The 15,366-nt window shown below is 31.8% G+C and carries 16 protein-coding genes; 7 read left to right on the top strand and 9 right to left on the bottom strand.

Annotation, left to right across the window (positions count from 1 at the left end; translation table 11 throughout):
• Positions 1-60: 60 nt before the first annotated feature.
• Entirely contained in the window at positions 61-1,002 is a 942-nt protein-coding gene (locus E9099_RS01575) for an NAD-dependent epimerase/dehydratase family protein (RefSeq protein WP_136581997.1), read from the top strand.
• A gap of 216 nt (positions 1,003-1,218) precedes the next feature.
• Here the strand turns inward: E9099_RS01575 and E9099_RS19655 are convergent, their stop codons facing one another.
• Entirely contained in the window at positions 1,219-3,576 is a 2,358-nt protein-coding gene (locus E9099_RS19655; RefSeq protein WP_136581996.1) for a fibronectin type III domain-containing protein, read from the bottom strand.
• Between the two features lie 286 nt (positions 3,577-3,862).
• Here E9099_RS19655 and E9099_RS19345 point away from each other — a divergent pair, with 286 nt between their 5' ends.
• Entirely contained in the window at positions 3,863-4,003 is a 141-nt protein-coding gene (locus E9099_RS19345) for a hypothetical protein (RefSeq protein ID WP_205961013.1), read from the top strand.
• 229 nt (positions 4,004-4,232) lie between these two features.
• Here E9099_RS19345 and E9099_RS01560 read toward each other — a convergent pair whose 3' ends face one another.
• The 5 genes from E9099_RS01560 to E9099_RS01540 all read right to left on the bottom strand — a co-directional run bounded on the left by E9099_RS01560 (position 4,233) and on the right by E9099_RS01540 (position 8,955).
• Positions 4,233-4,943: a DUF3239 domain-containing protein gene (locus tag E9099_RS01560; protein ID WP_136581995.1), complete on the bottom strand. Its 711-nt coding sequence runs from the start codon at positions 4,941-4,943 to the stop codon at positions 4,233-4,235.
• A gap of 438 nt (positions 4,944-5,381) precedes the next feature.
• Complete coding sequence (locus tag E9099_RS01555; protein WP_136581994.1) at positions 5,382-5,783, bottom strand: hypothetical protein; 402 nt, start codon at positions 5,781-5,783, stop codon at positions 5,382-5,384.
• Positions 5,784-5,955: 172 nt separating this feature from the next.
• Positions 5,956-7,086 carry a hypothetical protein gene (locus E9099_RS01550; RefSeq protein WP_136581993.1) on the bottom strand — a complete coding sequence of 377 codons (1,131 nt, stop codon included), beginning with the start codon at positions 7,084-7,086 and terminating at the stop codon, positions 5,956-5,958.
• Between the two features lie 188 nt (positions 7,087-7,274).
• Positions 7,275-8,345: a methylmalonyl Co-A mutase-associated GTPase MeaB gene (meaB, locus tag E9099_RS01545; protein ID WP_136581992.1), complete on the bottom strand. Its 1,071-nt coding sequence runs from the start codon at positions 8,343-8,345 to the stop codon at positions 7,275-7,277.
• A gap of 61 nt (positions 8,346-8,406) precedes the next feature.
• Positions 8,407-8,955, bottom strand: coding sequence for a DUF2911 domain-containing protein (locus E9099_RS01540; RefSeq protein WP_136581991.1), 549 nt, complete (start codon positions 8,953-8,955; stop codon positions 8,407-8,409).
• A gap of 185 nt (positions 8,956-9,140) precedes the next feature.
• Here E9099_RS01540 and E9099_RS01535 point away from each other — a divergent pair, with 185 nt between their 5' ends.
• The 4 genes from E9099_RS01535 (at position 9,141) to E9099_RS01520 (ending at position 12,607) form a co-directional block, all read left to right on the top strand.
• The gene (locus E9099_RS01535) at positions 9,141-9,698 is read left to right on the top strand and encodes an RNA polymerase sigma factor (protein WP_136581990.1); all 558 of its coding nucleotides are present in this window, start codon (positions 9,141-9,143) and stop codon (positions 9,696-9,698) included.
• Entirely contained in the window at positions 9,682-10,263 is a 582-nt protein-coding gene (locus E9099_RS01530) for a hypothetical protein (RefSeq protein WP_136581989.1), read from the top strand. Before E9099_RS01535 ends, E9099_RS01530 begins: the two co-directional genes overlap by 17 nt.
• 73 nt (positions 10,264-10,336) lie before the next feature.
• Entirely contained in the window at positions 10,337-11,878 is a 1,542-nt protein-coding gene (locus E9099_RS01525; protein ID WP_136581988.1) for a hypothetical protein, read from the top strand.
• Between the two features lie 33 nt (positions 11,879-11,911).
• On the top strand, positions 11,912-12,607 hold the full coding sequence (locus E9099_RS01520; protein ID WP_136581987.1) for a peptidoglycan DD-metalloendopeptidase family protein: 696 nt from the start codon (positions 11,912-11,914) through the stop codon (positions 12,605-12,607).
• Here the strand turns inward: E9099_RS01520 and E9099_RS01515 are convergent.
• The 3 genes from E9099_RS01515 to E9099_RS01505 form a co-directional block, all read right to left on the bottom strand.
• Positions 12,604-13,014, bottom strand: a complete 411-nt coding sequence (locus E9099_RS01515; RefSeq protein WP_136581986.1) for an MFS transporter — start codon at positions 13,012-13,014, stop codon at positions 12,604-12,606. The two genes, E9099_RS01520 and E9099_RS01515, sit on opposite strands and share 4 nt — an antisense overlap.
• A gap of 91 nt (positions 13,015-13,105) precedes the next feature.
• Positions 13,106-13,540, bottom strand: a complete 435-nt coding sequence (locus E9099_RS01510; RefSeq protein ID WP_136581985.1) for an RbsD/FucU domain-containing protein — start codon at positions 13,538-13,540, stop codon at positions 13,106-13,108.
• A gap of 243 nt (positions 13,541-13,783) precedes the next feature.
• A complete protein-coding gene (locus tag E9099_RS01505) occupies positions 13,784-14,416 on the bottom strand; it encodes a hypothetical protein (protein WP_136581984.1) in 633 nt (210 codons plus the stop codon).
• A 483-nt stretch (positions 14,417-14,899) separates the two neighbouring features.
• Here E9099_RS01505 and E9099_RS01500 point away from each other — a divergent pair, with 483 nt between their 5' ends.
• Positions 14,900-15,325 (top strand): hypothetical protein, encoded by a 426-nt coding sequence (locus tag E9099_RS01500; protein ID WP_136581983.1) that lies wholly within the window; start codon positions 14,900-14,902, stop codon positions 15,323-15,325.
• The last annotated feature ends 41 nt before the right edge of the window (positions 15,326-15,366 follow it).

Raw genomic sequence — 15,366 nt, 5'->3', positions numbered from 1 at the left:
TAAAGAATTGAAATCGGTATCGAAAAAAAATATGTTTCTTTGTATTATACAAATGCACTTATGAAGATTTTAGTAACTGGAGCAGCAGGTTTTATAGGCTCTCACACATGCGAACGTTTACACGATTTAGGTCATGACGTTATTGGTTTAGATAATTTTAATGATTATTACAGCTTAAAGCTGAAAACTTTAAACGAAAAAGCACTTTTAGAAAAAGGAATTAGAATTATTAAGACCGATTTAAGAGATGATAATTTAACCGAAGTTTTACCGAAAGATATTAACTATATTTTTCATTTTGCAGCACAACCAGGTATTTCGGCAAGCTCAACATTTGAAGATTATTTTACTAATAACATTATTGCGACCAAAAACTTAATTGATTACGCTTTAGAGTGTCAAGATTTAAAGTTGTTTGTAAATATAGGGACCTCTTCAATTTATGGTTTGGAAGCCACTTTTCCAGAAACTAAAGCACCAGAACCAGCATCGCATTATGGCGTCACTAAATTAACAGCTGAGCAATTAGTATTACAGAAAAGCAGAGAGAAGTTATTTAAAAGCTGCTCATTGCGTTTGTATTCTGTGATTGGGCCAAGAGAACGTCCAGAGAAAATGTATACCAAATTAATTGCCAATGCATTTAATGGGGACGCGTTCCCGTTATATGATGGAAGTGCAACACATTTGCGTAGTTTTACCTATGTTGGAGATATCGTAGATGGTATTGTTAGTGTGATTGGTAATGAAGTTAAAGTAGATGGTGAAATTATTAATTTGGGTACAGAAGTAGAACACACGACACAAGAGGGGATTGAGGCTGTAGAAAAAGTGATTGGACAATCTATAAAAATAGACCACGTTAAAGCTAGAGTAGGAGATCAATTACGTACTAAAGCTAATATTGATAAAGCTAGAAAATTATTAGATTATAAGCCTCAAACGACTTTATTAGAAGGTGTTAAGGCTCAAGTAGAATGGTATAAAGCTAATTTTTTGTAAACGCTATGTGTAATAATTAACTGTTTAAAAATGGCTTTTTTCAGAATTCTAGTTTAATATAATTTTAAAATTTAGTTGTTTGTCCTAACCTGGTCATATTAAAAATTGGTTAACATTTCTTTTTGAAATTATAATTAAAAAAGGTAGATATATTTATAAAAACATATCTACCTTTTTGATAAAGTATTCTATTGTTATATTAAGATTTTTGACGTCTTAATTTTTTATGATTTTTTTAGATTCTATAATTTCTCCATTTTCATTAAATAGCATAATTACATATATTCCATCTTCAATATTATTATCTAATACAATTTCTTTATTAGAACTTATCTTTGATTTTTCATATACTAATCTGCCATAAATATTAAATATCTTTACAGATTGTTTTTCTTTAGTGTTGGTTTGGTCATCTATTTTAATTATTAAGTTAGTTTTAGATGAGTTAGTATAGGTGTTAATAGATGGTTGAGCACTTTTATTTGATGCTGTTGGTAAAAAATTAGGACCTTGCCCGTCCGTATAATCTGAGCCACTTCCATCAGTACATTTCGCTCTAATTTGCCATTCGTAACTAGAACTTGTGTTGACATCTGTTAGTGTTATACTTCCTGTAGTGATGCTATTTTTGTATCTCCAGTTAGAATCTCCTGTTTTTTTGTAACGAACATTATAATGGTCTACGCTAGAATAGTAATCCCAATTAACAGTAACGCTATTGTTTGTAAGATTAGTAATATATAATCCTGTAGGTGTATCGCTACATGATGGTGTTATAGAAATGTCATTTGAAGACGATGGTAAAAAGTCAGGACCTTGACCGTCAGAATAATTAGATCCAGACCCATCAGAACATTTCGCTCTAATTTGCCATTCATAAGTAGAACTTGTATTAACATCTGTTAGTGTTACACTTCCTGTTTGGATGCTATTTACATATCTCCAATCAGAGTCTCCGAGTTTTTTATAACGTACATTATAATGATCTACACTTGAAACATAGTTCCAATTTAAAGTAACGCTATTACTAGTTAAGTTACTAATATTTAAACCAGTTGGTGTGTCACTGCAGTTTATTGAAGATGAGTTTGATGTGGTTTTAAAACTAGGTCCTTCAGCGTCAGAATAATTAGATCCAGAGTCATCAGTACATTTAGCTATAATTTGCCATTCGTAATCTGTGTCTTCATTCAAATTAGTTAACGTAACATTGCCTGCTGTAATGGAATATTTAAAACTCCAATTAGTGTTACCAACTTTTCTATATCTCACGTCGTAGTAGTCAATAGCAGTGTCAAAATTCCAGTTTAATGTGGTTTCAGTTGTTGAAACACCGGTAACAGTTAATCCTGAAGGAGCTATTGCATTACAAGTTGTACTTGTTACATTGGTTGTAAAGTTAGCGCCTTGAGCATCTGAGTAGTCAGATCCAGAGTCATCAGCACATTTAGCTCTGATCTGCCATTCGTATTCTGTATCAGTAGAAAGGTTATTTAAAGTAATACTTCCTGTAGTTATTGAAGACTCGTTAATCCATGTAGCAGAACCAATCTCTTTATATCTTACATTGTAGTGGTCAATAGTAGTATTGTAATTCCAACTTAATGTCGCTTGAGTAGTAGAAACATTAGTTACGGATAGTCCTGAAGGGGCTGTTGCATTACAAGAAATTGGTGTTACAATACCAGCATCTGCATGATCAACATACAGGTCATAAACAACGACTTCTCCATAGTTGTCAGGGTTATCTGTATCGTCTCCTTCTTTTGTTGGATTACTTTGTGTGTAATTACCAACTTTAAAATAAGCATCATCATAATTAATATCCATTAATATTTCATTACCATTATCTTTTACTAAATAAGAAGAAGCATTTCCGCTTTGGTAAGCTGCTTTTAAATTACCATCTTCACTATAATATACGTAATGTTTATCATCAAGAACTTCAAAAATAACTTCGTGTAAGGTTCCTAATGCGTAATTATTAGTAATGGTTACATTACTTCTTAGTTCTCCACCATTAAAACTTAAAAAAAGATGATCGTCTTCTAGTCTTACTACTAAGGCGTCATCAATTCCTTCAGATTTATTTCCATGAATTTGTGTTGCGACTAACTGGTTTACATTAATAGGTAAGTGGGTTATTGCTTGTTTCACATATATAACATGTCTACCTTCTGTTGTCCAGTATTTGTCAGATTCGCCATCAATATCTCTTTCTCTTAATTCAGATCGTATGTTTTTAGAATTAGGAGTAGTACCATTGTCAGAGCGGACTGGAGCGTAAAATACGATACCATCATTAGTAGAATTTACATAATAAAATTCGTTGTTATCTTCTCCACATAACGTTTTGTCTTCTTCACTTGTTGGGTAAGTAATTTTCCATTGTTCGCAATGTGGATACGTGGTATTATCTGATATGTTAGAATTCCATGCATTTAATAAGTCAGAGGGCACTAAATTAGATTGCGCTTTTACTTGACAAATAAATGTAGCAGAAACCAACATCCCGGTAATAAAAAGTTTTAATAATCTTTCTTTGATTTTGGGTGTTTGTAAGTTTTGTTTCATTTTGTAGGTTTATTTGGTTTGAAGGATATACGATGAAAGTCTTAATTTGGATGATGAAATACGGTTTTTTGTTAATTGACAGAATGGTTGGACTAACAATAACATTAAATAATTTTAAATGTTTAATGATTTAACCAGTTGTAATTGTTGATCTTAATTCTTCTTAAAAATAAAAAAGACTAGTTATGTTCTAGTAGAGGAATAGGACGATTGTTTAAAAAAAAGTAATAAATGGGTGATTAAAACCAATGGTTTTGTAAATAATCTCTCCAAAACCAATTCTTAATTGTTTTATATAGAGTTAAAAAAGGGGATTGAGGCGGTTGAGTATGTGATTGGACAATCTATAAAAATAGACCATGTTAAGGCTAGAGTAGGCGGTCAATTACGTACTAAAGCTAATATTGATAAGGCCGAAAATTATTAGATTATAATCCTCAGACGACCTTATTAGAAGGTGATAAAGCTCAGGTAGAACAGTATAAGGCTAATTTTTGTTAAGTCTGTTTAAAAGAATACTAATAATAGAATATATAAAAAAAAAGCACAGTCCTAAAACTGTGCTTTTTTTTGTGTATTGTAAGGTTCGTTTAAAATTTTTATCGAGTAGTAATAACAACGTTAATTGTTTTTGTGGAAATCTATTAGTTTGATTTCTAAAGCTCTACTTTATTTAAATCTTTATCAAAAAAGACAACTTCTTTGTCTATGCTATTTTTCATTTTAGTGTTTAATTGTTCTAAAATAGCCCATTCATTATCAGATTCTAAAGCACTGTCATTAGTTATTAACGCTACGGTTTTAGATATTAAATCAGGATTCTTGTATCCCCAAGATATTGGTCTAGGTTCAAAAAATCGTCTATACCCTTTAAGTGCGATTCCAAATAAACTTACGCAAGGTATTTTTTCGCCAACTACTATTTTGTGATTTGGTAAATTTTCTACCGTCATTTTTTGACATCCCCAAATTATTTTTTGATCTGTTGAAGAACGCATGTCAGCAAGAGCAATAATTTTAATTGGATTTGTTTCTACTACTATTGCAGAAATAATGAGCCCACTTTCGTAAGCAATTTGTTTTGTTACGTTTGCTTTTCCAAAGGAATAGGTGAGCATCCCTAAAAATAGTATTAAAGGAATTAGAATAAGGCCCCAACCCCAGTGCCCCGTGTAGAATAAATAAATAGAAAGACTAATAGAAACAAAAGCCAATAACATTGCAACATATTTAAGAGGACTTGCTTTTGCTTCGTACTCGTCGAATTGTTCTATTTGTTCTTCATCGGGTTCCGTATTCATAGCTCTTGAGGCAGAACTTAGGTTTAAGACTTCTCCTTGATCTCCAATCGCTTTATTTTCTTCCATAGTTATTTTTTGTTTAGTATTAAGCGAAGTTATAGGATTCAAATGACAAAATCAAACGTCTAATTTACCAAGTACAAATTACCTCAATCCCAACAAATAATCTGCTGCAGCAAAAGGCGTGGTTTTTTTGATAGTCAAGAGCATAAAAAAAAATACAGTTTTGTGATTGTGCTTTTTTGTTTGTATTATTGATTAGTAATTGTCTAAGATTAATTTAAAATATTGTAGTTAAGGGTTTTATGCTAATTCTTCTGAAATTATTTCTATTTTATTTCCCGCTTTATTAATCCCCCAAATCTGTAATCCATCAAACCTATTTCGTTTTACTTCATCAAAGTCAATTTTAACTTTAGATGTTAATTCTAGTTTTCCGTGGGCATCAACTTGCTCACTAAACTCATCATCGTAATCAATTCTGTTATAGGTGGAAATAATTATTTAAAATTCGTTGTCTCCATTTTCTGAAGTGTAGATTTTGTCTGCAGATCTATTTTCTATCTGTTGCTTCGTATATTTATCACAGAACATCGCGTTATATCCATGAATACAGCCATCAAACAATAAAAAAGCTTCATTATTTGAAACATCAACCGCGTAAATTTTAGATGGTGCAAATTTGGTTTGGACAATTAGATTTTTATGCTTAGACTGACGTTGACCGTAATATTTGATTTTGAAAAATGTACCACCGGATTCTGTTTTTAATCCTCTTTTCCATTCGTGTGAATGCAACTTTTTGGGGTTAGTTATTTGTTCAACTTTATTCTCAAGAAATGTTGGGCCTAAATTTTTATTTTGAGAAGTCTTCCTCTTCTTTTTTAAAGTATCAAATAGTCCCATGATTAGCTGCTTTGTAATTGTTTCTACTCTAACCTAATTGGTCATATTATGATTATGAATAAATACAATTCGAAGTTATAGTTTTTTTATGAGAAAATTATTTTTAAGTTAAGTGTTTGATGATTATCAATCAGTAAGGGATAGTATATTTATTTTGTTATAACAGTTTTATTTAATAATCAATTAACTTTTTATCGATAAACGAATTAAAGTCTTTTCTATTAATATCAAATAGGCTTTCAATAGCTAAAATTAGCTCTTCATCTGTTTTTCCACAATCTAACAATTGATTGAGCACATTTTGTTTGTCAGCTAAATCACAGAGTAGTGCGCCGGCGGAATATTTTATTGAAGATATATTTCCAATTATTGTAAACTTTTTTTCATCGTCGAACAAATATTCAAATAGGTCTATTTTGCTAGTTTTTAAATAGTCTTTTAAAATTTTAATATGACTTAAATAATCTAATTCCATTGAGCCACCAAGGTAAGTCGCAAAACCTTCATTAATAGTTGAGTTTATATTCTTAAAATATTTGTAGGTATATAGATGTACTAATTCATGAGGATAGAATTCCGAATTATTTCCTGAAAAAATTAATTGACTATTAGTAAAAGCTACTCCACCTTTTTGATTATTTAAGAACATGGAATTTTCATAGTCAAATCCTCTTAATTTCATAAATTCATAAACAGAATTGCAGCTTATATAGGTGTAATTAATTTTATCGAAATCAAATTTTGTGATCAAATTATTTTCAAATTCAATCTGTTTTTTTATCTCGTTGTTATTAAGTGTATTTTGAGGTGGGTATATATATTTAATATTATCTATTGTCTTTGTATTCCATAGTTTTAAATTGTCGTTGATTACATTTTTAAATTTGAAAATATCTTCATTGTCTCGAATGGCATAAAAATTATAAATAGCATGTAAGGAATTAAACTGTTCAGGGTTTCCCATTACTGCTATTTTAACTAAATATTTATCCTTCTCTTTTTTTTGGATTGATACTATTGTTGGAGTATATGCTGGGTAATAATCCTCTATCGACAGCCATAAATCATCGAATGGACGTTTGAAAATTAAAGTATCTGATTCTTGCCAGTATTGCGCATAATCAAGATATGTATATGAGTTAAAACACTTTTTAAATGTAGTTATTATCAAGTCGTTTTCTTTATGAAGTTTAGAAAAGGCTTGAATTCCGTAATCTACAGCAAATGTTTTTTCTGACTCAATTTTCTTTTTTTGCGTACAATTTGTAAGTAATATAAGAGGAAATAATAATAAAATCTTCATAATTATTTAAAAGTTAGTTTGCGGTAGCTTTATGTAGAATAGTTTACAAGATAACCTTTCTTATTCTTGTCTCTTCAGTTAATTATGGTATAGTGATTATTTCAATTCCTGGGATAAAATTATCTAAAGTCAAACGAAGTTATAGGATTCAAATGACAAAATCAAACGTCTAATTTACCAAGTACAAATTACCCCAATCCCAACAAATAATCTGCTGCAGCAAAAGGCGTGGTTTGATTAGCTTCAATCAACGCTAATTGTTTATTTAGTTCTATTTTAATGTCAGGATTATTAAAAAAGACACTTTTAAGTTGTTCTTCAATGGTTTGCAATAACCAAAATTTATTTTGTTCAGTACGTTTGGTATTAAAGTAGTTGTTTTGTTTGGTTAGGGTGATGTAATCCGAAATAACATTCCAGATATCAGAAATGCCCTCGTTAGTCAAAGCACTACATAAACTGACTTTAGGTTGCCAATCCGAGTCTTTTATTGGATACATATGTAAGGCACGGTTAAACTCGACTTTAGCTAATTTAGCACGTTTTACATTATCTCCATCTGCTTTGTTAATGGCTATGGCATCTGCCATTTCAATAATACCACGTTTAATACCTTGCAATTCGTCTCCGGCACCTGCTAGTTTTAAAAGCAGAAAAAAGTCAACCATACTATGTACAGCGGTTTCACTTTGTCCAACACCTACGGTTTCAATAATTACCATATCAAAACCAGCAGCTTCACAAAGGATAATCGTTTCTCTTGTTTTTCTAGCCACACCACCAAGTGAGGTTCCAGAAGCGGATGGACGTATAAACGCATTGTTGTTTTTAACCAAATCTTCCATTCTGGTTTTGTCACCCAGAATACTCCCTTTTGTTATGCTACTACTTGGATCGACAGCTAAGACTGCCACTTTTTTGTTTAAAGTAGTTAGATAGGTTCCAAAAGCTTCAATAAAGGTGCTTTTTCCAACACCAGGCACACCAGTAATACCAATTCGAGTCGATTGGTTGGCATGTGGTAAGCAAGCTTTAATTATAGCATTAGCTTGGGTGGTATGTTTTGGGTTTTTGCTTTCTACTAAAGTAATGGCTTGACTTAAAGCGGTAATGTTTCCGTTTAAAATCGCGCTGACTAAATCTTTAGTGGTCCGTTGTAATCTACGTTTGGCTTTTAGTTTTAAAACAGCAGCGGCATTGGTCATTTCTGGAGAAGAAACGCCTTCAGTTTCTGATAATGCTGTTTTTTTATTGGACATGGTTGCTTTTAATTTCCGCGTAAGCGAAAACGAGTTTAATTATAAATAACTGAGATCAATATTAGTCCTTAAGCGGGACTTCTATTTTTACATTATCCCAAGCCATCGTCATTTTTAAATCGTCTGTAGAATTATCAAAGGCTACCGTAAATTGTTCAACGGTTTTATCTAATTTTTGAGCAGGCACTTCTACTTCTACGACATCAAAATTAGGATCCCAGTTCGGTTCCATTTTTTCGTTAACTCCCCAATCATATTGTTTAGAATTAAACATCACTTTCCAATGGTCTGCCTGTGGTACCGTCCAAAGCGTATATTTTCCTTTAGGTAATGTAACACCTTTTACAGATAAATCATGATTAGTTTCAAAAGTAGTAGCTTCGTTTGCTCCTGTACGCCATACTTTATCAAAAGGGACTAAAGCGCCAAACACGTCTCTATTTCGTTTTGAGGGTCTGTTGTAGACTACTCTGACAGTTAAATCATTTATTTTAATTCCCGCAGTATCTTTTGGACTTAAAGGTTGATTAAATAAACCTGTTTTAGTAAAAAATTGGTAGCCTAAAACTCCAATAGCGACTATAATTAATAGATATATAAATTTTTTCATTTATGTTTTACTTGAAAAGTGTAAATAATAGAGACACAAAATTAACTGAAAATTTAGTACTTACAGAAGGATAAACCTTAAATTATTCTAAATTAATATGCTAAATTGAAAAAAAAACCAATCTTTTTTGCAACACTCCTTTTTTTGTGTCGTCTTTAAGCTGAACACTAACCAAAAACCAACACGTGAAAGTCGTTACTTTAGATAACATTGAGTTGTGTAAACAAAACAACCGAAAAGCCCAATTACAGGTGTATCAGCAATATTGCGATGCTATGTATCATGTCGCTTTGCGGTTTGTAAACCACACAGCCGAAGCAGAAGATGTCGTCCAAGACGCGTTTATTAAAGCGTTTGCTAAACTACATCAATTTAAAGGCGATGTCACTTTTGGGGCTTGGTTAAAACGTATTGTCATTAATAAAAGTATTGATTACTTAAAATCTAAAAAACAACGTTTAGTTGAATTAGATGAGGTGCATCTGAAAGTCATTGATACGGACACAAATGACAAATGGTTAGTAGAAGATAGTACAACTTTAAACGATATTAAGCAAGCCATTAACAATCTTCCGGAAAAATATAAATACGTGGTAATGCTGTATTTAATTGAGGGTTATGATCATCAAGAAATTTCTGAAATCCTAAATATTACAGCAATAGCATCGCGTACACAATTATCCAGAGGAAAAGTAAAATTGCAAGACCTTTTAAAACATACCCATTATGGCGAAAGATATTAGAACGCTTTTTAACGACGATAAAAAAGCAATGACTCAGCAACTGTCCAAAGGGCATGAGGCTAAGTTTTTAGAAAGATTAAATCAAGAATTGCCACAAAAAAAGCAATCCAGATGGTCGTTTTTAAATATTGCAGCTAGCGTGCTATTAGTCGTTGGTTTAGGATTTGGTAGTTACACACTTTTTAACAAAGAAGTGACACCAACACAAGTTGTTGATACTGATATGCCAAAACCGGACACTAGTCCTGATGAAAAGACCATGACACTTGGAGATATCTCTCCGGATTTAAAAAAGGTTGAAGATTATTATGTCGCCAATATTAATTTAGAATTGTCTAAGTTAAAATTGACACCAGACAACAAAGAGTTGTTTGATGGCTATGTTTTGAAGTTAGAAGAATTAAATGTAGAATATAAAAGCTTGTCAAAAGAGTTGACCGAAAATGGTCCTGATGAGCATACGGTAAATGCATTAATCCAAAATTTGAAATTTCGTTTAAACTTGATGCACCGTCTTAAAGAACAACTAAAAGAGTTAAGTACATTAAACGCATCTCAAGGGTAAGCGTAAAACTAGAGCAATTATAAACCTGATACATTTTGCAGGCGAATTATAATTTTCATTAAAACCAATACAAATGAAACTATTTAAAAATATATATTTAAAATTAGTCCTTTTGCTAGTTACCGTAAGTGTTACAGCGCAACAAAAGTTGAGTAAAATTGACCAATCTGTAAGAGCGGATAAAGACGTTGTTGTAAACCTAGATACTAGTCATACTAATATTATTGTAGAAACTTGGAACAACGATTATATTGAGGTCGAGGCTTTTATAGAAAGTAAAACCCTGTCCAAAGCAGAGATGCAAAAAGCTTTAGATAATTGGGAGGTGTCTTTAACAGGCGATTCCGACTATATAACTATTGCATCAAAAGGGTCTAGAGGTGTTTGGTCTGACGATATGAGCCTTGGTATTTTAGATGAAGAATCGATTGCTGTATTATCTAGTCTTCCTGAATTATTAGATATTAATATAACACCGTTATTAGAAGGTATTGAAAAATTGGATCTTTTAGAAGGATTACCTGAAGGGTTAAGTGCTTTGCGTATTCCGAAGTCTCCAGACGGAAATTATAATTTCGATTTTGATTATGATAGGTATAAAAAAGAAGGCGAATCTTATTTAGATACATGGAGTAAAAAGTATCGTAAAGAATACGGGGCAGCGTATGAGCAAGACATGCGTACTTGGGCTAAAAGTATCAAACAAGAAGATATTGATAAGTTTGAAAAAAAGATGGACGCTTGGGGAGAAAACTTAGGCAAACAAATAGGAAATGTTTTGGAAGACGTTTTTGATGAAGATTTTGAGGACAGCATGGAAGAATGGGGAGAGAATTTTGAAAAAAAGTTTGAATCCGAGATTGCACCAAAATTAGAAGCTTGGGGCAAACGTTTTGAAAAAGAGGTAGGGCCTAAGTTAGAAGCTTGGGGAAAACGTTTTGGCGAAGAGTTTGAACGTAAAATGCAAGCGCAATTTGAGAGTGATGGCGCCAATGGAAACCAAAAAAGCAATAAACTTTTTAAAGCTATTGATTATAATACCACAAAGACCATTATTATAAAAATGCCTAAAAAAGCTAAATTGAAATTAAACGTTAGACATGGCGAATTAAAGCTAGCTAATGTCCTAGAAAATGCCAATGGTACTATTTCTCATGGATCGTTTATAGCAAATCACATTACTGGAGGTAACACCTCCATTAATGTGTCTTATGCAAAAGTGGCTATTAAAGATTGGAGGTCTGGCGAGTTAAAATTAAATTATGTAGATGATGCTATAATCGCGAATGCTAATAATTTAATATTAAATGCAGTATCGTCTGATGTGGAAGTTAATACCTTGTCAGGTAACTCTGTAATTAATGGGAGTTTTGGAGATTTGTTAGTTAATACAATCGCTTCAGATTTTAATAATCTAAACATTATTTTAGAAAATAGTGATGCTAAATTAAAGTTGCCAGATACCGATTATAACTTATTTTACAGTGGTAATCGGTCTAAATTTAACAACGTGACAGCGTCTAATAAAACCATTAAAAATTATCCAAATAATAATAGTAATACCAGTAAAACAATTGTTATAAATGCAAAATTTAGTAATGTAATTGCTAAATAAATTATTTAAATTTGAGTTCAATTTTGATTATAAATGAATTCAAAGACACGTTCTATAATCTTAAGTCAGTTATCCAAGCAAGACTTAAACGTCATCGATGCGACTATTCCAAAAACGGATTATATTGCTATTGATTTATCTAAAGCTAATCTAGATTTAGAGACGTTTGATATTTCTTCTTCCAAAGCTTGGGAGCACTACGTTACTAATTATCTTAACAGTCAAAACAAGCAAGTCGCTTTTGGCGGGTATTTAGAACAACGAAACTTATATAACAGAAGTACTTATTTTTCTTCGCAAAGCGAAACAGAACAACGTAACATCCATTTAGGTTTAGATTTATGGTGTCCAGCAGAAACTCCTGTATTGGCTTGTTTTGAGGGGACGATCCATAGTTTTAAAAACAATACTAATTTTGGGGATTATGGTCCAGCTATAATTTTAGAACATAACATCAATAACCATAGCTTTTATACATTGTATGGGCATTTAAGTTTAGCTTCTTTAGAGGGGTTAAAAGTGGGTAATACTGTCGCTCAAGGCGAAACGATAGCGTATTTAGGAGAAGCGTCTGTTAACGGAGATTATGCCCCGCATTTACATTTTCAGATTATAATAGATATACAAAATAATACTGGAGATTATCCAGGAGTGTGTAGTCTAAATACTTTAGAATTTTATAAATCAAACACCATAAATCCTGAGCTTGTTTTAGGGTTGCAATCTTAATCTAAATGCTTTAAATCCTTTTTAATACGTTGCTCCGTTGGCATTAAAAGTGCTAAATACACAATAAGAAGGATTCCAAAAATGATAAAGTCAGGCTTTATAATTAAAATCAAAAAAGCAGTACCTTCAATAATAGCATAGCGTACAATCGATGCGCTTTGGTAAGGGACTATTTTCTCTTTTAAACTAAGTGTGTTGTCAATTTTAGAAACCAACAGTCTAAACATCAGATTGCTGATTAAAAAAGCAGCGACCGGTAGTATTACATACAGCATGCTGTCATTATCTAATGTAGGTCGTTTTAATTGACTTAAATCTGATAAATTACCTAAGAAAAAATAGGCGACTATTAAACCTACTACTAATGATAAGTGGATGATCTTAAATATTTTTAATTGGTCTTGCATAGTCTTGGGATTGGGGGTGTTATAGGGTTTCGTTTAGTGTCAGTATTTTGATCTGTAGTTATGTAAAGCGAGAATTAGTAATGGGGTTTTCTTAAAAACCGCTTTCCTCTGCCATTTTTACAACACCGACCGTTAAAATCAAATTAGCAAAACGACGTTGCTCGCCCGTTTGAATAATTAAAGTGGTCTCAGGTGCTTTAATTTTATCGTAAAATGCCCAACGTTCCATTTCATCCCATGTCACGTCTCCAAGTAATTTTTTATAAGCGTCATGTATATCTGCATTCGCTTCAGCCGGCTTTTCCATAACAATAGCAGCTTGAAAAGGGCAAACTTCTAATAGACCTTCAAGTACTGTAAGGGCATCTAATAATCCAGGACGGAAGTTGAGGTGTACTGTTGTCGAGTTTGGGCCTGTCATAGCGCCAACAGGTAAATTACCATCAGCAATGACTACTTGAGCAAAGTGACCTGAGCGCGCCAACGCTTCCATAATTGTAGGGTGTATAACCGGAGTTTTTAACATCTTTTTGTATTTAGATAAGATGTAAATATAAAACAATAATGGCTCAAAAATAAATGGTTTTTGATGACTTGCAATCCTTTTTGTTTATAAATAACATTTGACTACTATCATGTTTAACGATCAAAAAACACTTGAGAATAATAAAATATAAAACTTAAAGTTAGATAATATTGACACAAAAAGTGATTAAGAATACCAGTGTATATGATGATATATTTTAAAGCGTGCCTAGTTGGTAGTGTTTTACATTTTGCAATTGTCGCCATAAACAGCTTTCCAATATTTTGTGTTTTCGGTAATAGCTTCAGCTAGTGTTTGTCGGATTTCATTTTCTAATATAGATTTGTTTTCTCCAATAACAAAATGACCATCATACATTTGTTCTGCTTTTAAGATGTAGTCCTTTAGATATGCTTTTTCTTCGTTCGTTTTTGGTTTGTTGTTTAAGTATTGCATGCCTTGGTGTACATTCCATTCGTCTACATATGCTTCGATATAAAGCTGTGAGCTTTCTAAACTTACAGAGCCTTTTGGGGTGACGTAATATATCTGTTTTCTAAAACCATACGGATAGATGTTTTTCATCATTCTATCTGCACTTGCCCAATAGGAATAGAATATCAACCTGTTATCTATAATTTTATAGGCTCCTAATTCAATATTTTCACTACTACAGTCACCATCACTTTCATATAGCGTATGCTGTAATAGTTTTTTATCATTTCTGTATAATTCAATAAAGTCAGTTTGCTGATCTTCATCCACTGAAACAGTAACAATTTTAAATTCTATGCCATTAATGACCTCTTTTTGCGTTTGAGAAAAACAAAAAGTAAGACATAGGAAAGTTGTGATTATAAGTGTTGTTTGTTTCATTTTAACTTTTTTGCTTTGCTTTTTGAGTGGATTCGATATTTAGGGTTTTGTTTAATGATTTTTTTTGAGATTAAAAGCTTTAATGTTTCGACTAGTCATTGCGCTTTGATAAAGATACAAAACTGGAATGAAAGCATTAAACCGCTATAGTAGTTTATCTTTTGTTATGCTCTTTTTTCTTTTATAGCTAAGATGCTTACATTCATTTACAAATATCAAACACTAATGATATGCTTTCATAATTCAATTTCTTAATTCTTAATTCTGAATTGTCCAATGATATGAAATAGTAGGTTTAAGTATAAATACATTTTTTTAAATCAGGTATTTATACTCTAAAAAGTAATCCAATATCATTATACATTTATAATGTAATTAAAAGAAAAATATTCGATTGAGTAGCTACTATTTTTTCTTTTAGTGGTAAAGGTGGAATCTGAAAAGCCTTTATTTAATAGAGTAGGAAATTAAAACTAAAAACAAATGAAAAATATTAAAGAAACAGATGAATATGTAGTTGTAGAATTTATGAATGACTCAGGAAATAAATATGAGGTTGGTTATCCTAAAGATTCAGGTTACACATTAGATAATATAGAAGAAGAGCTAACAAATGCTGTGAAAACATATCAAAATAGAGACTTGGCAAGTTTTAAAGACATAAACTGGGTGCCTGATGGTGGAAGTAATACATCAAGAGCTGCTATTAAGAATGGTATTGTCGGTGGCTATGTTAATAAAGATAATGGTTTTATATATACTTATAGATTGCATTTTGCAAATCAGAGTGGTTGGGGATTTACTTTTAAAGATGTTTCAGATGATACCTATCACTGTTCAACACCTAGAAATGGGAATCATTACGTCGATTACAATTCTGGGCATCCCACAATGGTAGGAGTAGATTAATAGTGAAGTTTATAATTTATATAATTTTTTGACTTAGAAGT

Origin of the sequence: Psychroserpens sp. NJDZ02 (assembly GCF_004843725.1) — a bacterium.
Classification (GTDB): Bacteria; Bacteroidota; Bacteroidia; order Flavobacteriales; family Flavobacteriaceae; genus Olleya.
The sequence above is the reverse complement of the archived record's forward strand: the minus strand, read 5'-3'. Positions and strand labels throughout refer to the sequence as shown.